Genomic DNA, 16,597 nt, shown 5'->3' with positions numbered 1-16,597 from the left:
GTACAGATGCTCTCGGACAAGTCCCGCCCCGTCATTGAGGCCACCCTGCCGCTGGTCGGCTCCCGGATCGGTTCCATCACCCCCAACTTCTACGCCCGCCTGTTCGCGGCGCACCCCGAACTGATGGATGGCCTGTTCAGCCGCTCCAACCAGCGCTCCGGCAACCAGCAGCAGGCCCTGGCCGGGAGCATCGCCGCCTTCGCCACCCACCTGGTGAACAACCCGGGCACCCTGCCGGAGACGGTCCTTTCCCGCATCGCCCACCGCCACGCCTCCCTGGGCATCACCGAACCGCAGTACCAGGTGGTCTACGAGCACCTGTTCGGCGCCATCGCCGAGGACCTGGCCGAGGTCATCACGCCCGAGATCGCCGAAGCCTGGACCGAGGTGTACTGGCTGATGGCCGATGCCCTGATCAAGCTCGAGAAGGGCCTGTATGCAGCCCAGGCCAATGACAAAATGTGGATGCCGTGGCGCGTGGCGGCCAAGACCCCCGCAGGGACCGGGTCCATGACCTTCACCCTGGAGCCCGCGGACGACACCCCCGTCACCCCGGCCCTTCCCGGCCAGTACATCAGCGTCAAGGTGGCCGTTGCCGACGGCCTGCGCCAGGTGCGCCAGTACTCCCTTTCCGGCGACGCGGGCACCAGCCGCACCTTCACCACCAAGCTGGACGACGGCGGCGAGGTCTCCCCCGTGCTGCACAACACCGTCCAGGTGGGCGACGTCGTCGAGATCTCCAACCCCTACGGCGAGATCACGCTCAAGGAAGGCGACGGACCCGTCGTCCTGGCCTCCGCCGGCATCGGCTGCACCCCCACCGCCTCCATCCTCCGTTCCCTCGCCGAGTCCGGCTCCGACCGCCAGGTCCTGGTGCTTCACGCCGAGAGCACCCTGGACAGCTGGGCCCTGCGCAGCCAGATGACGGACGACGTCGAACGCCTGGACGGTGCCGAACTGCAGCTTTGGCTGGAGAAGCCGGTGGACGGCGCCAAGCAGGGATTCATGTCCCTGCGTGAAGTCGACCTGCCGGCCGACGCCTCCCTGTACCTCTGCGGCCCGCTGCCGTTCATGAAGAACATCCGCAACGAGGCCATCAACGCCGGCATCCCGGCCACCAAGATCCACTACGAGGTCTTCGGCCCGGACATCTGGCTCGCCAGCTGATTTCCGGCGCCTTCGTGAACGACGACGGCCCCGCACCTTTTCGAAAAGGTGCGGGGCCGTCGTCGTATGGAAGGTGGGCGGCTGCTAGTGCCGGGCCATCCGGGCCTTCAGGGAATCGAGCTCGGAGCGCAGGGCCTCGGGCAGCGAGTCGCCGAACTTGGCGTACCACTCCTCGATGGAGGCGAGCTCCGTGTCCCACTCCTCGCGGTCGACGCGGACGGCGTCCTCTACGTGGGCGTGGGTGAGGTCCAGGCCGGTGAGGTCCAGCGCATGCCCGGCGGGGACGTATCCGATCGGGGTCTCGACGGCGTCGGCCTTGCCCTCGATGCGCTCGATGGCCCACTTGAGGACGCGGGCGTTGTCGCCGAAGCCGGGCCAGGCGAAGCCGCCGTCGGCCGTGCGGCGGAACCAGTTCACCAGGAAGATGTGGGGCAGGCGTTCCGGGTTGGCCTTGCCGGAGACGCTGATCCAGTGCTTCAGGTAGTCGCCGGCGTCGTAGCCGATGAACGGCAGCATGGCCATGGGATCGCGGCGGAGCACGCCAACCTGGCCGGCGGCCGCGGCCGTGGTCTCGGAGGACAGGGTGGAGCCCATGAAGATGCCGTTGGTCCAGCTGCGGGCCTGGGTGACCAGCGGAACAGTGGTCTTGCGGCGTCCGCCGAAGAGGATGGCCGAAAGCTCCACGCCCTCGGGGCTGTAGTACTCCTCGGCAAGCATGTCGATCTGTGCGATCGGCGTGCAGAAGCGGGAGTTCGGGTGTGCTGCGGGCTTGTCCGAGTCCGGGGTCCAGGAGTTGCCCTGCCAGTCGGTCAGGTGCGCCGGAACCTCGTCCGTCATTCCTTCCCACCACACGCCGCCGTCGTCGGTCAGGGCGACGTTGGTGAAGATGCTGTGGCCCTTGGCGATGGCGCGCATGGCGTTGGGGTTGGTGCCCCAGCCAGTGCCGGGGGCAACGCCGAAGAGGCCTGCTTCCGGGTTGGTGGCGCGGAGTTCGCCTTCCTTGCCGATCCGCATCCAGGTGATGTCATCGCCCAGCGTCTCCACTTCCCAGCCTTCGATGGTGGGATCCAGCAGGGCGAGGTTGGTCTTGCCGCAGGCGGAGGGGAAGGCGGCGGAGACGTAGTAGGTCTTCCGCTCGGGAGAGGTCAGCTTGAGGATGAGCATGTGCTCGGCCAGCCAGCCTTCGTCGCGTGCCATGACCGAGGCGATGCGCAGGGCGTAGCACTTCTTTCCGAGCAGGGCGTTTCCGCCGTAGCCGGAGCCGAAGGACCAGATGGAGCGCTCCTCGGGGAAGTGGACAATCCACTTGTCCGGGTTGCAGGGCCATGCCACGTCTTCCTGGCCGGGCGCCAAGGGTGCACCCAGCGAGTGCAGGGCCGGAACGAAGAAGGCGTTGGTCGCGGTGATCTTGTCCAGCACTGCGGTGCCGATGTTGGCCATGATGCGCATGGACGCAACAACATAGGCGCTGTCCGTGATTTCGACGCCGAACTTGGGGTCCTCGGCGTCGAGGTGTCCCATGACGAACGGGATGACGTACATGGTGCGGCCGCGCATGGAACCGGCGAACAGGCCGCGCAGCTTGTCCTTCATCTCCCGCGGGTCCATCCAGTTATTGGTGAAGCCTGCGTCGCGCTTGTTCTCGGAGCAAATAAAGGTCTGCTCCTCAACCCGGGCTACATCGGCGGGGTCGGAGAACGCGGCGAAGGAATTCGGGAACAGGTCCTGGTTGAGCCTGGTCAGGGTGCCGGCAGCAACGAGTTCGTCCGTGAGGCGGGTGTTTTCCTCTTCGGAGCCATCAACCCAGTAGATGCGGTCCGGCTGCGTAAGCTCAGCAACCTCTTCGACCCATGCCAGCAGGCCGGCATGTGTGGTGGGTGCTTTCTCAAGCAGCGGCTTCTGCGCCAGATCGCCCATTGCAGTTCCCTTCCTCGGGTTCATCGGTGTGTCCTAAATGCTATGGTCCGGACCAGTGGAGTTTTTGGGGAGCTTGACTGACATATCCGGTCACCGAAAGTGAATTCCGCGGGAAATCAAGGAATTGTTGCCGCGAAAACGCCCATTAAGTGACGAAGGTCACCTAGACCGGTCTAGTCGCACAGATTACAGCCGCTTCGATTTGGCATCGGGCCCCGCCTCGCGTAAAGTAATTCGAGGTTCGGGGAGAGCGGTTCTTCTCCCGGGACACAGAATGCGCCCATAGCTCAGCTGGATAGAGCGTCTGTCTACGGAACAGAAGGTCAGGGGTTCGAATCCCTTTGGGCGCACCAACAAGGTCCGCACCGGTTCGCCGGTGCGGACCTTTTTTGTGCTGTCAGGCCGGCCGTCCCCGGCTAGGCTTTGGTCATGAATCCCGAGGCCGCTGGGCGCGAATTTGATGTTGTTGTTATCGGCGCAGGCGCCGTAGGGGAAAACGTGGCCGACCGCGTGGTCCAGGGCGGCCTGACGGCCGTCCTCGTGGAAGCGGAACTGGTGGGCGGCGAATGCTCTTACTGGGCGTGCATGCCATCGAAGGCACTCCTCCGGCCCGGCACTGCGCTCCACGGGGCACAGACCACCCCGGGGGCCAAGGAGGCGGTCACGCGCACCCTGGACGCCGCCGCCGTCCTGGAGCGCCGCAACTACTTCACCTCCAACTGGCAGGATGACAGCCAGGTTTCATGGGTCAAGGACACCGGCATCGAACTGGTGCGCGGCCATGCATGGCTGACCGGGCCGAAGGCCGTCGAGGTGGCCGGCCTCGACGGCACGCAGCACCTCCTGCGGGCCCGGCATGCCGTGGTGCTTGCCACGGGCTCCACCCCCAACACGCCGCCCATTGAGGGACTGCAGGACGTGCAGGTCTGGGGAACGCGCGAAGCAACGTCGGCCAGCGAGGTCCCGGACCGGCTGACGGTTTTGGGCGGCGGTGTGGCCGGAGCAGAGCTGGCCCAGGCCTTCGCGCGGCTTGGTTCAAGCGTTACCCTGGTGGCGCGCAGCGCACTGCTGGGCACTTTTCCGGAAGAGGCCGCGGCCCTGGTCGCCGCGGGACTGAGGGCGGACGGCGTCGAACTCCGGCTGCACACCGCGACCGAGCGGATCAGCGGAAACGACGACGGAACCCTCACCGTAAGCCTCGGCGACGGAACCACTGTCACCTCGGACAAGGTCCTGGTCTCCACCGGCCGCCACCCGGCACTCGAGGGCCTGGGCCTGGAAAGCGTGGGTTTCGAGCCCGACGAATCAGGCCACCTGTCCTTGTCAACGGACGCCTCGGGCCTGGTCCGCGAAATACCCGGCGACGATCCCTGGCTCTACGCCGTGGGCGACGCCGCCGGCAAGAACCTCTTCACCCACCAGGGCAAATACGAGGCCCGCGCCACGGGTGACGCCATTGCCGCCCGGGCCAGGGGCGGGCTGAAGGGGACCCCGGAGGACTGGACGCGCTACGCGCAGACGGCCAACCAGCATGCAGTGCCCAGCGTGGTCTTTACCGACCCCGAACTGGCCGGCGTGGGACGGACCCTGAAGGCGGCGAGGAAGGACGGGTACAACGCCTCGTCCGTGGAGCTCCCCATCCAGGTTGCCGGCTCCTCCCTCCACTCGGAGAACTACGACGGCTGGGCCCAGCTGGTGGTCGACGAAGACCGGAAGGTTCTCCTCGGCGCAACGTTCACCGGCCCGGATGTGGCGGAACTGCTGCACGCCGCCACCATCGCCATAGTGGGCGAGGTGCCCCTGGACCGCCTGTGGCATGCCGTCCCCTCCTACCCCACCATCAGCGAGGTGTGGCTCCGCCTCCTGGAGAAGTACGGTCTCTGAGGTCTATTTGAACTGACCAGTCAGTTCGGTTAGTCTTGATGCAGACTTCTTCTGCGAAAGGCAATCCTTGCTCTCAGCACACCAGCTCCAGGCCAAAGGACGCCGGGACCCGCTGCTTCCCCCCACCTCCCTGGGGGTGGCGCGCGGTGAACTGCTGCTCGTGACCGGCGACAGGCAGGACCAGCGCACGGCGTTGTCCCTGCTGCTCAGCGGCAGGATGAAGGCAGCCGCCGGGCAGCTCAGCTGGGACGGCGGTTCCCGCACCAAGCAGCTCCGCCTGGCCGCAGCCCTGGTGGATTCCCCGGGTGTCAACGAACCCGAGGAGCACCTCAGCGTCCGCGACCTGGTGACCGAAGACCTCGCCCTGATACCCCGCCGCTACCGGGGAGCGTTGCTCAGCGGCCCCTGGCTCAAGGTCAACCGCTTCGAGGACATCGCGGGTCTGTGGACCGAGCAGCTGGAACCCGGGCGGCGGCTTGAACTGCTGACCGCGCTGGCGCTGGCCAACCCCCGCACGGACCTGCTGGTGGTCGATTCGCCGGACCGCCACAGTGCGGATGAGCTCACCTGGCTGCCGCGCCTCCAGGAGTTGGCGTACGACGCCGGCCGGCCGCTCGCCGTCGTGGCGGCAGTCAGTGCCGTCCCCGCCTCGTGGAACGGCCCCATGGCCGGGATCGGCAATGCCGCACCCGAGCCTGCCCCCGCCGGCAAGCACGCCGCACAGACCGGGGAAGCAGAGACCGCGGAAACCGTCCGTGAGGCGGAAAACCAGGAAACCAAACTCGAAACTGAGGTTGCCAAGTGACTGTCCTGCGGCTGGCCCGCTCCGAACTGAAGCGCATGACCGGTGGGCTCCTGCCCAAGCTGACCATCCTGGCGCTGACCATGGTCCCGTTGCTGTACGGCGCCGTCTACCTGTATGCCAACTGGGATCCCTATGGCCACCTCAACAACCTGGATGCTGCCCTGGTGGTGGAGGACTCCGGCGCCACCAACGCCGATGGTACGCGCCTTGAGGCAGGGGCGAAGGTGGCGGACAGCCTGGTGGAGGGCAACGTGTTCCATTGGGTGCCGGTGGAAAGCTCAGCGGAAGCCGATGCCGGCGTCAGCAGCGGCCAGTACGCTTTTGCGCTGAAGATCCCGAAGGACTTCTCCGCCAACCTGGTCTCCCCCGGGAGCTTTGACTCGGCCAGCCAGGCCATGCTGAACGTGACCACAAACGATGCCAACAACTACCTCCTGAGCACCATCGTGGACAAGCTGACCACTGCCGTGCACACCACGGTGGCCAAGGAAGTGGGCGAGGAAACCGCCAACCAGCTGCTCACCGGGTTCGGCACCATCCACTCCAAGATGGTCCAGGCGGGGGACGGCGCGTCCCAGCTGGCCGACGGCGTAGCCACGCTCCGGGACGGAACGGTTACCCTCCACGAGGGGACCTCAGCCCTGAGCAGCGGCGCGGACCAGTTGTACGCCGGCCAGCTGAAGCTGCGGGACGGGGCCAACCAGCTGACCGACGGCGCGGGTCAGCTCAGCAGCGGCCTGGCAGTCCTCAAGGACAAGACAGCCACCCTGCCCACCGACACCCAGACCCTCGCTTCCGGCGCCGCCCAGGTTGCCGCCGGGAACGCACAGCTGAACACGAAGGTGCAGGACGTGGCGGCCCAGCTGGAGGCGGTGGACCAGGGCCTGCGCAACCGCGTGGTGGAGTCCAACAGCAGGCTCGTCGCGTCAGGCGTCCTCACCCAGGCGCAGGCGGACAAAGTCCTGGCCGATTTCGATGCCACCGCCGCGGCCAGCCCGATGGCTGCTGCGAAGGGCAAAATCCAGGCGGATGCTGCCCAGGTCCAGCAGCTGGCCACCGGATCCGAGGCCGTGAGTATCGGCGCAGCCCAGCTCGCAGCCGGGATGCCGGAACTCAAGGGTGCCATCGCACAGGCCTCGGCAGGGGCTGACCAGCTGCACACGGGTGCCGCCGCGCTCGCAGCCGGTGAGCAGTCCGCCGTCGACGGCGCCGCCGGCCTTGCCGACGGAGCGCGGAAGGTTGATGCCGGGGCCGCCCAGCTCTCGGACGGGGCGGGACAGGCCGCCACAGGTTCGCGCACCCTCTCCGATGAGATCGGCAAGGGTGCCGGACAGGTCCCCAACCCCGACGACGCGCAGAAGAGCAACCTGTCCCAGGTGATGGCGGATCCCGTGGCGGTCAGCAACGTCTCGCAGGCCAAGGCCGGATCGTACGGCGCAGGACTGGCACCGTTCTTCCTCACCCTCGCCATGTGGATCGGGATCTTCATGCTGGTGCAGGCCATGCGCCCCATCACGCAGCGGGCGCTGGCCTCCAACGCACCGTCGTGGAAGATCGCCCTGGGCGGCTGGCTGCCCTTCTTCCTGGTCTCGGTGGTGCAGGCGTCCCTGTTGACCCTGGTGGCCGACCTCGCGCTGGGCCTCAATCCCGCCCACCCGGTCCTGATGTGGCTGCTGATGCTGGCCGCCGCCATGGCGTTCAGCGCGCTCATCCAGGGCATCGTGGCACTGCTGGGCTCCCCCGGCAAGCTGGTGGTGCTCATCCTGCTGGTCCTGCAGCTGGTGTCATCCGGGGGCACGTTCCCGTGGCAGACCACCCCCGAGCCGCTGCATGTGGTGCACCAGATCCTGCCCATGGGATACGTGGTGACCGGAATGCGGCACCTGGTCTACGGCGGGGACCTGTCCATGATTGCCCCCACCTTCGTGGGCCTGCTGGGCTACACGGTGCTGGGCGCGGCCATGTCCACGCTCGCGGTGCGCAAGAACAAGTACTGGACACTCAAGACCCTGAAGCCGGAGATCGCGGTATGACCACCGAACCCACATCCGCAGGCAAGGGGCTGCGGCCCGCCCGGACCAACGCCACCCGCCAGAAGCTCTTCGACGCCTCCATGGAGCTGATCGGCGAGCGCGGGGCCGCCAGCGTCACCGTGGATGAGATCGCGGCAGCTGCCGGAGTCTCCAAGGGCACCGTCTATTACAACTTCGGCAGCAAGTCGGAGCTGATCGCGCAGCTCCTACGGCACGGCGTGGACATCCTCAAGGCGCGGCTGCTCGAGGCCGCCAACGGCGGAGCAACGGGCCGCGACCCGCTGCTCGCCATGGAGGCGATGATCGGCCAGGCCATGGACTTCATGGCGGAGTACCCGTCCTTCGCGCGCCTGTGGGTCAGCGAAAACTGGCGGATTCCCAGCGAATGGCAGGGCACGTTTTCTGTCCTGCGCGGGGAGCTCCTGGAAGTCATCGGCCAGGCCGTGGAAAAAGTGGCCGAGGCTTACCCGGTGGACGATTCGGTGTCCAGGGGAAGCCTGGAAACTGCCATCTTCGGTGCGTGCTTCGTGGTGGGCCTGGACCGGCAGACGTACAACCCCGAGCGCACCCGTGACCAAAGCGTTGCAGCAATCATGGCCATCATGCGCGGCTACGTCCTGAAGGGGCCAGCTCCTCAGGGATGATGGAGCACATGCGCCATACGGGGAAGAGCGGAAAGTTCGCGGTGATCTGCGGCGTCGTTGCTGCAGGGCTGCTGGTGCTCACGGCCATGACCCTCGCAGAGCCGGTGTTCCTCGCGTTCCTGGGCGTCCTGGGGCTGGCCTACCTGGCCGCTGTGGCCGAGGTCCTGGCGAGGCGGCGCCGCTTTGCCCTGTTTGCAGCCGGCGCCGGGACCGCCCTCGCCCTTGGCTTTTCGCTGGCATTCCTCAGCACGTGGGAGCTGGCGTTCGACGGCCAGTCCTCCTTCCTGGGCACCCCGCTGCCTACCGACGATCCCGACAACTACTTCATCGGCGCTGCGGGCGCCCTGGTGGCCACGTTCGGGGTCCTCTTCCTGGGTGCCCTGTGGCCGGGGCAGCGACGGACGGCTGCGGCGCGCAGGCAGGCGCCGCGGCAGGCGGCCCAGCGCGGCCCGTCACAGCGCGGGACCTCACAGCGGACCGGCGCGACGGCGGCGCGCGGCGCCCGCGCTGCCGCACCCAGGTCCGCCACGCCCCGGACCGGCGCACCCAAGACAGGCGCATCCAGGACAAGCGGCCAGGGAGCCGGCGCCCAAGGATCTGCCGCTCAGCGGACGTCGGCTCCCCGAACCCCCGCCCGGGGGACGTCCTCCGCAGCCCGGCGGCCGTCGTCGTCCGCCCCGCCTTCGCCCAGGCCGGCACCCAGGTCCGGCAACGGCCCGCTCCCCCGCCGCTGACGCCGCCCTCCGGCCCGGGTGAGCACCGCCGTCGCCACGCCGCCCAACAGGAGCATTCCGCCCGCCAGCTCCGTCGGTGACGGCACCTCCGCGAGGACCAGCCACGCAGCGCTCATGCCCACTACCGGGACCAGCAGGGTGAACGGAACAACGGCCGACGACGGGTGGGTGGCCAGCAGCCGGTTCCAGATTCCGTAGCCCACCAGTGAGGCGAAAACAGCGGTGTACAGGGCACTGAGCATGGTGGGTGCCTGAAGAGAGGACAGCGACTCCCAGAAGGTTCCCGGCCCGTCCACCAGCACCGACAGCGCTGCCAGCGGAAGCGGAACCACGGCGCCGGACCACACCACCAGCCCCAGGCCCGAAGCTGCCCTGGCCTTCCGGGCAATGACGTTCCCGGCGGCCCAGGACAGGGCCGCGGCCAGGACAATGACCAGCGGGAGCAGCGGCGCCACGGCGCTGCGTCCCACCGCCACGAGGGCGAGTCCGGCCACGCCGAGCGCCACCCCCGCCAGCTGGCGCCGGCTGGGCCGCTCACCGAGGAACACCGCCGCGAGCAGGACCGTCAGCAGTACCTGTGCCTGCAGCACCAGCGATGCGAGGCCCGCCGGCATGCCCAGCGCCATGGCCAGGTAAAGGAGGCCGAACTGGCCCGCGCTCATGAAAAGCCCGACCCCGATGATGGCTTTCCAGGAGACCTCCGGCTTCCGTACAAAGAAGATCCACGGGACAACCACCAGGACAAAGCGCATGGCCACGAACAACAGCGGGGGGAAGTTTTGGCCGCCCGCGTGGAGCCCGATGTCAATGGCGACGAAGTTCAGGCCCCACAGCAGGGCAACGACGACGGCAAGGAGGGAATTGCGGAGGTTCACGCTCCTACTGTGGCAGAGCAGCGGATGAAGCACCAGCGCCTAATTCAGCATTCAATCATGTACCTTTGCTTCATGATTGATATCGGGTCACTGCGTGCCCTCGCGGCCATTGAGCAGCATGGCACAGTCATTGCCGCCGCGGAGGCGATGGGGTTCAGCCCGTCGGCCGTTTCCCAGCAGGTGAAGAAGCTGGAGAAGGAGGGCGGCTTCGCAGTCCTGGAGCGCCGCGGCCGCGGCGTCCTGCTGACCGAGCGCGGGCTGGCCCTGGCGGCGTACGGCCGGCGCATCCTGGCCGAGCTCGAGGAGCTTGAGTCCACGCTCCTGGCGGATCCGGCCAAACCCACCGGCAGCCTCCGCGTGGTTTCCTTTTCCACTGCCGTCAGGGGGCTGGTGGGCCCGCTGCTGGCGCGGATCGGTCAGTCGGGGGCCGCGCTTGACCTGTCCGTCCTGGCCGAGGACCCGCGCGAGGCGGTGGCGAGGGTTGCCAACGGCGAGGCAGACCTTGGCCTGGTGCACAACTGGAACTCGGTGCCGCTGGTGATCCCGGAGCACTTGACGCTTGAATGGCTCTGCGAGGACGTGGCGGACGTCCTGGTGCACAGCAGTCATCCGCTTGCACGCCAGGCGGAGGTGGAGCCGGCACAACTGGTGGACGAACGCTGGATCAGTACGCCCGACGGCGCCATCTGCAATGAAGCGCTCCTGCGGATTTTCGCCGATCTTGGGCGGGTCCCGGACATCAGGATCTACGACCCCGATTTTGCGACCCACATTGCGTTGGTGGAGCAGGGCGTGGCCGTTGCGCTGGTGCCCCGCCTGGGACGGCCTGCACTGCCTCCGGACGTGGTGGCCGTTCCTGTAGTTAACCCCATCCAGGCCCGGCAGGTGGGGCTGGTCCATCGCAGGACCATGACGGCCAGCCCGGGCATCCGGCACGTGGCGGCGCTGCTGCGCGGGATTGCCGGCAGTGGAGCTGCAGCTAGTGGGCCCGGGGCACCGCGAACCGGGTAATCCGGGCGTCCTGGCCGTCGAGTTCCGCCCACGGCTTCTCCGTCTCCAGGACGGTGAGGGCGTTGGTGGGGAAACGGGTGGCGGCGTCCATGTAGGCGTCGTGGTCGGAATCCCGCGAGGCGAGGTGCATGGCCAGGTCCTGTACGCCCGGCAGGTGCGCGATCAGCATCAGCGTGGTCACGGTGTCCGGCACATGGTTGACCACTGTCAGCATCCGCAGCGCCGATGCCGCGTACAGGCCGTCTTCGAGTTTGGGCGTGGGGGCCTTGTCGCCGAGTTCGGAGCACACCCAGGTGCAGGTTTGCCGGGTGCGCAGGGCACTGGAGCACAGAATGAAGTCCGGGACGATGTTGTGGTTGAGCAGCCAGCGCCCGGCCAGGGGCGCCTCCCGGTGTCCGCGTTCCTCCAGCGGCCGCTCGTGGTCAGCCACGCCGCCGGGCCAGTCAGCCTTGGCATGGCGCATGATCACAAGGCGTCGAACGTGGTGCGAACTCATGGCCCAAGCCTAGCCGGGGGGAACCATCAGAAGCAGCGTCACGCAGAGCACGCTTTCATGGGCGTGCAATGAGACAAAGCCCGCGAATTCAGGGCGCAGCTACAAACGGGATGTCAAAAGCATGCCCACAGTGACACGAGCGAAGGCGACCAGTCCACGGGAGCAGGTCGCCTTCGCGCGCGAAAGATACTTAGATCGAGTACTCCGGAGCGGCCCAGACAACAACCTCCGGGTGCTCGTAGAACCGGTAGCCCTGGCCGCGTACGGTGCGGACGGTGTTGGCGAGGCGGCCGAGCTTGGAGCGGAGGCGGCGGATGTGGACGTCGATGGTGCGCTCGTTGGGCACTTCTTCGGCGTTGCGCCACAGCCCCTCGAGGAGCTCGTCACGGCCCACGGTGCGGGTGCCGTTTTCGACGAGGTAGTTCAGGAGCTCAAACTCCTTGAACGTCAGGTTCAGGGATTCGCCGTCGAGGTGGACTTCGCGGCGGGCGAGGTCGATGAGCACACCGGAGGGACGCGGTTCCTGCGGCTGGGCAGGGCGCGGGGTTTCGGTGCGCTGGCGGGAGTTGACCGTGGGGTCGCCAAAGGTGGAGCGGACGACGTCGAGCGCGGAACCGGGAGTGCCGGCCGGCGCGACCGCCACGGCTGCGTAGCTTTCGGCACCGGAGACGAGCGACTGGGCGTAGGCGCGGATTTCCTGCGCAAGCTTGGCGATGGAGGTGCCTGCTGCCGCCGCGGTCTCCTCATCGATGCCCATGTAGAGGACGAACCCGCGGGCAACGTTGTCGTTGGCTACCGGGCGGACCTGGTTTGCACCTGGCACCACAGGGGTAGGGGCAGTAACGGGAGCGGACTCGGCGGGATGCACGGCGCGAAGCTGGCCGTAGGAATTCGGGTTGTAACCCTGCGGGGCGAAGCCCTGGGCCGGGAAGCTGCTACCGGATGCGGAGGGAGCAAGCGAGGGACGCGGGCCGAAGCCGGGACGGAGGCCGGTGGCCTGGCCGGCCTTGGCGGCGTTACGGACAGAGATGTGGACGTATCCGGATGCAACTGACATGAATGCTTACCTCAATGTGAAATGGCCGGCTCCGCGGCTCGAATGCTGGTTTCCCCGTCACGCGGACCGGGGAGGGACGCCCGACGCTGGGCTTGGGGGCGAATGCCTAAGAACTTCGGTGGGTGGGGAAGGTCAGGCGTGCATTCGACAACAGCGCATGTCGGCAGCAGCGGATGTGCTGGGCCAATATTCTGCGGCTGCAGGTGCTGTTGAGTTCTTGTTCACATTGGAAGTGTGCCGCGTAACAATGCCAACTTGCAAGTAACAATGGACCGAATCGTCCGCATTGTGAGACAGATCCGAAAATTGTGCCGCATGTCACTATTTCGGCAGCGGGGATGATTTGGGACGCTCGAATCGGCAAACGGCCAAAATTTGGACGTATTCAGAATAATCTTCGCCTTTATGGATGTTTACCGAATGTGTCCGGAATTCAACCGTTTGACGTGGAATCGCACCGGGACCTCTGCGGCGTGTCCAACCGATGTCCTGCCCCCAGCAGATTTTTTTGCCCGCGAACGCCGCTGAGCCGGAGGCAGGACAGTCCAAACATCGTTTCAGGCCACCGTCAGTTACTGCTGGTGCCCTGGCTGGGGGTGGTGGCGGTGGTGGCTGCGGCCAGCTGGATGGTCTCGGCAGTGTAGGTGTCCGAATTCTTCAGGGCGGTCACCCGGACGCTGGCCCCTGCGGTCACATTGGAGAGGCTGAGCGTGGTGCCGGTGGAACCTCCGCCCCGCTGCCGCATCCCCTGGGTCACCTGGACGTCTGATCCCACGGCGTAGGTCCGGGAAAACCCGTCCTCACTCTTTACGGTCATGGACGTGCCGGAGATCTCGGTGACGGTGCCTGCCTGCCCCGCCATGGTGACGTAGCTGGAGCCTTGGAGGACAACGTATTCGGAGTGGACGGCTGCGTTGAGCCCTGCCGAGCCCATCCCCATGCCACCAGGCCCGCCGTCCATTCCCATGCCGCCGTCCATGCCACCTGCCATGCCGCCACCCATGCTGCTTTGGCCGTCCGGACCGGTCATGCCGCCCTGGCTCCCCGGGCCGAACTGGCCCATGGCACCCGTGCCGCCCTGGCCATTGTTCGCTGAAGCCGTTCCGCTCCCGTTTCCGGCAGCATAGGCGCCGGCACCGGCTGCCGCTGCCACCACCACCGCGATGCCACCCACCAGGAGCCCCTTCTTCGCGGTCCAATTCCCTTTCCCTGCCCGGGTCGAATCAGTGGGTGCGTACTGCCGGGGTGCGCCCCATCCCATGCCGGAGTCGGGCGCCTGGCCCTGCGCCGTCGTCGTACCCCACACCGCAGAAGGCGAACCGGGAACGGGGGCGCCCCAGCCCTGCGCGGCACCGTCGCGGGCGGCACCATCTGCCGCGCCTTCCCACACCGGGGCCGGTTGGCCCGGCTGCTTTCGGCCTTCTGCGGACGGGTCCGCCTGGCCGTTGTGGCCTGCTGCCCCGGGGTAGGCGTTGTCTTGCTGTTCCATGGCTTTCTCCAAGAAGTCGTCGGTGTTGGTGGTGGCGCTGTTGTCCCAACAGGCTGTGCCGCTTTGCTGTGCAGGGGCTGTGCGGCGGACCAAGCCTGCCTGTGACCTGCCAGGGCACAGGCCAGGCCGCCACCTCGCCGGGTCACAGGTGGCTAGGCTGGAGCTCACAGCCGGAACACAGCAACGTCAAAGCATCGGCAAACCGACAGATCGGAGAGTTGTCCCATGGCATCCCCGCACCCCATGACCAACAACCTTCCCCAGCTCACCCACCCGGACGGTTCCCCGATCCGCGCCCTGGTGGTGGATGACGAGCCCAGCCTGTCGGAACTGATGAGTATGGGCCTGCGCATGGCAGGCTGGTCGGTGGCCGTGGCCGGCGACGGGCCCACTGCCGTGAAGCTCGCCAAGGACTTCCACCCGGACGTCCTGGTGCTCGATGTCATGCTGCCAGGGTTCGACGGCGTGGAGCTGCTGGGCAGGATCCGCGCCTTCGCGCCGGAGGTACCCGCGCTTTTCCTGACGGCCAAGGACGACGTCCAGGACCGCATCGTGGGGCTGGCCGCCGGCGGGGACGACTATGTCACCAAGCCCTTCAGCATGGAGGAAGTCCTGCTCCGCCTGCACCGCCTGGTCCAGCGTTCCGGGGTGGCTGCCATGGACACCGCCGAGCTGGTGGTGGGCGACCTGGTACTCAACGTGGACACCCGGGAAGTCACCCGTGCCGGGGACGACATCCCGCTGACGGCCACCCAGTTCGAACTCCTGCGCTACCTGATGGAAAACCCGAAACGCGTCGTGAGCAAAGCCCAGATCCTTGACCACGTGTGGGATTACGATTTCGGTGGCCAGGCAAACATCGTGGAACTGTACATCTCCTACCTGCGCAAGAAGATCGAAGCGAACCATCCGCCGATGATCCACACCGTGCGCGGCGCGGGCTACGTCATCAAGCCAGCAGACTAGCCGGAGGAAGCGCGTGTCTCTTTCCGGTGTCCCCCGGCCTGCCGGCCGCTCCTGGTTCAACCCCTCCACCTGGCACCTCCGCACCCGGCTGATCCTGCTCTCCATGGCCCTCCTGGTGGCAATCTCCAGTGCGATCGGCGTGGTCAGCTATGCCTCCATGGATGTGGTCCTCACCAACCAGCTGGACGCCCAGCTGAAGCTGGCATCCCGCGGCCGGCCGCCGGAAGGCAACCCCTCCGGCCGTCCCGACCCCCTCGACGCACGCGGACAAAGCGTGGGAACGCTCAATGCAAGGGTGGTGGGCGGACAGGTCAGCCGGGAAGCGGGCTTCCTCTCCTCGGACGCCACCCGCACAGCCCTGACCGCCCGGGACGCGGCCACCCTGCAGGCACTCCCCCACGACGGCATGCCGGTGGACCGTGAGCTGTCCAACGGCGACTACCGGCTGATGGCAACCGAAACCCCATACGGCGATGTTGTGATCACCGGCCTGCCACTGGCAACGAAACAAAGCACCGAGGCCTCGCTGGTCCTGACGATGGTGCTGGTTTCGCTGGGCGGCCTGGTCCTGATCGGGCTGGCCGGCACTGCCCTGATCCGCCGGACCATGCGGCCGCTGGAACAGTTGTCCGACGTCGCCACCAAAGTGTCCAAGCTCCCCCTGGACGCCGGTGAGGTTGCGCTCGCTGTCCGCGTGCCGCCCTCTGCGGCGCATCCCACCACCGAGGTGGGCAGCGTGGGCCACGCCCTGAACCTGATGCTGGACAACGTCTCCAGTGCGCTGGAAGCACGCCAGCGGAGTGAGACGAAGGTGCGCCAGTTCGTTGCCGACGCATCCCATGAACTTCGAACACCGCTGACCGCCATCCGCGGGTACACCGAGCTGATGCGCATGACCGAACCCCTGACCGAGGACGGCCAGAAGTCGCTGGGGCGTGTTCAAAGCCAGTCGGAGCGCATGACCGCGCTGGTGGAGGACCTGCTGCTGCTGGCACGGCTGGATGAGGGCAAGGCAACCGAAGCCACGGACGTGGACCTGACCCAGCTGGTGGTGGAAACTGTCAGCGACGAAAAGGTCATGGCCCCGGACCACGCGTGGCAGCTGCAGTTGCCCGACGAGCCCGTCACGGTCCGCGGGGACACCACTCAGCTCCACCAGGTGCTGGCCAACCTGCTCTCCAACGCCCGCAAGCACACCCCGGCCGGGACCACCGTGACCACCGGCGTGATGCGCTCGGCCGACGGCAGTGTGGTGGTCACGGTCGCCGACGACGGGCCCGGCATCCCGGCCGAATTCCAGGGCAGCATCTTCTCGCGCTTCACCCGGGCCGATGCCGCCCGTTCCGGCTCCGAGGGTTCTTCAGGGCTGGGTCTGTCCATTGTCGAATCGATTGTCATGGCCCACGGCGGCACCGTGGAACTGGTGTCACGTCCGGGCAGGACCGAGTTCGCGGTCCGCCTTCCGGCGGCCGGGCCCGCGCAGCCCTGAAGCGTCCTGACTTACACAGCCGCGTCACAG

At 67.2% G+C, this 16,597-nt stretch carries 13 protein-coding genes and 1 tRNA gene; 9 read left to right on the top strand and 5 right to left on the bottom strand.

Features of this window, described 5'->3' with window-relative positions; all coding sequences use genetic code 11:
- Positions 1-6 precede the first annotated feature (6 nt).
- Positions 7-1,167 (top strand): globin domain-containing protein, encoded by a 1,161-nt coding sequence (locus LDO22_RS17490; RefSeq protein WP_224024926.1) that lies wholly within the window; start codon positions 7-9, stop codon positions 1,165-1,167.
- Between the two features lie 84 nt (positions 1,168-1,251).
- On the opposite strand, the gene LDO22_RS17485 is transcribed toward LDO22_RS17490, so the two are convergent.
- Positions 1,252-3,084 (bottom strand): phosphoenolpyruvate carboxykinase (GTP), encoded by a 1,833-nt coding sequence (locus LDO22_RS17485; RefSeq protein WP_224024924.1) that lies wholly within the window; start codon positions 3,082-3,084, stop codon positions 1,252-1,254.
- A gap of 276 nt (positions 3,085-3,360) precedes the next feature.
- On the opposite strand from LDO22_RS17485, the gene LDO22_RS17480 reads away from it, so the two are divergent.
- The 5 genes from LDO22_RS17480 to LDO22_RS17460 all read left to right on the top strand — a co-directional run bounded on the left by LDO22_RS17480 (position 3,361) and on the right by LDO22_RS17460 (position 8,450).
- A tRNA-Arg gene (locus tag LDO22_RS17480) sits at positions 3,361-3,437 on the top strand.
- Between the two features lie 76 nt (positions 3,438-3,513).
- A complete protein-coding gene (locus LDO22_RS17475) occupies positions 3,514-4,968 on the top strand; it encodes an NAD(P)/FAD-dependent oxidoreductase (RefSeq protein ID WP_224024922.1) in 1,455 nt (484 codons plus the stop codon).
- A gap of 67 nt (positions 4,969-5,035) precedes the next feature.
- The gene (locus LDO22_RS17470) at positions 5,036-5,773 is read left to right on the top strand and encodes an ABC transporter ATP-binding protein (protein ID WP_224024920.1); all 738 of its coding nucleotides are present in this window, start codon (positions 5,036-5,038) and stop codon (positions 5,771-5,773) included.
- Positions 5,770-7,806, top strand: a complete 2,037-nt coding sequence (locus LDO22_RS17465; RefSeq protein WP_224024918.1) for a YhgE/Pip domain-containing protein — start codon at positions 5,770-5,772, stop codon at positions 7,804-7,806. The genes LDO22_RS17470 and LDO22_RS17465 overlap by 4 nt, the downstream gene beginning before the upstream one ends.
- Positions 7,803-8,450 carry a TetR/AcrR family transcriptional regulator gene (locus LDO22_RS17460; protein ID WP_224024916.1) on the top strand — a complete coding sequence of 216 codons (648 nt, stop codon included), beginning with the start codon at positions 7,803-7,805 and terminating at the stop codon, positions 8,448-8,450. The genes LDO22_RS17465 and LDO22_RS17460 overlap by 4 nt, the downstream gene beginning before the upstream one ends.
- A 604-nt stretch (positions 8,451-9,054) precedes the next feature.
- Here the strand turns inward: LDO22_RS17460 and LDO22_RS17455 are convergent.
- Entirely contained in the window at positions 9,055-10,059 is a 1,005-nt protein-coding gene (locus tag LDO22_RS17455; RefSeq protein ID WP_224024914.1) for an EamA family transporter, read from the bottom strand.
- Between the two features lie 72 nt (positions 10,060-10,131).
- On the opposite strand from LDO22_RS17455, the gene LDO22_RS17450 reads away from it, so the two are divergent.
- Positions 10,132-11,070: a LysR family transcriptional regulator gene (locus LDO22_RS17450; protein ID WP_159632953.1), complete on the top strand. Its 939-nt coding sequence runs from the start codon at positions 10,132-10,134 to the stop codon at positions 11,068-11,070.
- Here the strand turns inward: LDO22_RS17450 and LDO22_RS17445 are convergent.
- From LDO22_RS17445 to LDO22_RS21795, 3 genes are all read right to left on the bottom strand, one after another.
- Positions 11,039-11,566: a histidine phosphatase family protein gene (locus LDO22_RS17445; protein ID WP_159632955.1), complete on the bottom strand. Its 528-nt coding sequence runs from the start codon at positions 11,564-11,566 to the stop codon at positions 11,039-11,041. The genes LDO22_RS17450 and LDO22_RS17445 overlap by 32 nt on opposite strands.
- 190 nt (positions 11,567-11,756) lie before the next feature.
- Positions 11,757-12,623: a winged helix-turn-helix domain-containing protein gene (locus tag LDO22_RS17440; protein ID WP_159632957.1), complete on the bottom strand. Its 867-nt coding sequence runs from the start codon at positions 12,621-12,623 to the stop codon at positions 11,757-11,759.
- Positions 12,624-13,191: 568 nt separating this feature from the next.
- Complete coding sequence (locus LDO22_RS21795; RefSeq protein WP_263422186.1) at positions 13,192-14,112, bottom strand: hypothetical protein; 921 nt, start codon at positions 14,110-14,112, stop codon at positions 13,192-13,194.
- A gap of 225 nt (positions 14,113-14,337) precedes the next feature.
- Between LDO22_RS21795 and LDO22_RS17425 the strand changes: the two genes are divergently transcribed.
- Positions 14,338-15,078: a response regulator transcription factor gene (locus LDO22_RS17425; protein ID WP_224024909.1), complete on the top strand. Its 741-nt coding sequence runs from the start codon at positions 14,338-14,340 to the stop codon at positions 15,076-15,078.
- A gap of 13 nt (positions 15,079-15,091) precedes the next feature.
- On the top strand, positions 15,092-16,567 hold the full coding sequence (locus LDO22_RS17420; RefSeq protein WP_224024908.1) for a HAMP domain-containing sensor histidine kinase: 1,476 nt from the start codon (positions 15,092-15,094) through the stop codon (positions 16,565-16,567).
- The last annotated feature ends 30 nt before the right edge of the window (positions 16,568-16,597 follow it).

Origin of the sequence: Arthrobacter sp. NicSoilC5 (assembly GCF_019977395.1) — a bacterium.
Taxonomy (GTDB): Bacteria; Actinomycetota; Actinomycetes; order Actinomycetales; family Micrococcaceae; genus Arthrobacter.
The sequence above is the reverse complement of the archived record's forward strand: the minus strand, read 5'-3'. Positions and strand labels throughout refer to the sequence as shown.

Coding starts and splice junctions, on each gene's coding strand:
- LDO22_RS17490 (WP_224024926.1), top strand. CDS start 7: ATGCTCTCGGACAAGTCCCGCCCCGTCATTGAGGCCACCCTGCCGCTG.
- LDO22_RS17485 (WP_224024924.1), bottom strand. CDS start 3,084: ATGGGCGATCTGGCGCAGAAGCCGCTGCTTGAGAAAGCACCCACCACA.
- LDO22_RS17475 (WP_224024922.1), top strand. CDS start 3,514: ATGAATCCCGAGGCCGCTGGGCGCGAATTTGATGTTGTTGTTATCGGC.
- LDO22_RS17460 (WP_224024916.1), top strand. CDS start 7,803: ATGACCACCGAACCCACATCCGCAGGCAAGGGGCTGCGGCCCGCCCGG.
- LDO22_RS17450 (WP_159632953.1), top strand. CDS start 10,132: ATGATTGATATCGGGTCACTGCGTGCCCTCGCGGCCATTGAGCAGCAT.
- LDO22_RS17445 (WP_159632955.1), bottom strand. CDS start 11,566: ATGAGTTCGCACCACGTTCGACGCCTTGTGATCATGCGCCATGCCAAG.
- LDO22_RS17440 (WP_159632957.1), bottom strand. CDS start 12,623: ATGTCAGTTGCATCCGGATACGTCCACATCTCTGTCCGTAACGCCGCC.
- LDO22_RS21795 (WP_263422186.1), bottom strand. CDS start 14,112: ATGGAACAGCAAGACAACGCCTACCCCGGGGCAGCAGGCCACAACGGC.
- LDO22_RS17425 (WP_224024909.1), top strand. CDS start 14,338: ATGGCATCCCCGCACCCCATGACCAACAACCTTCCCCAGCTCACCCAC.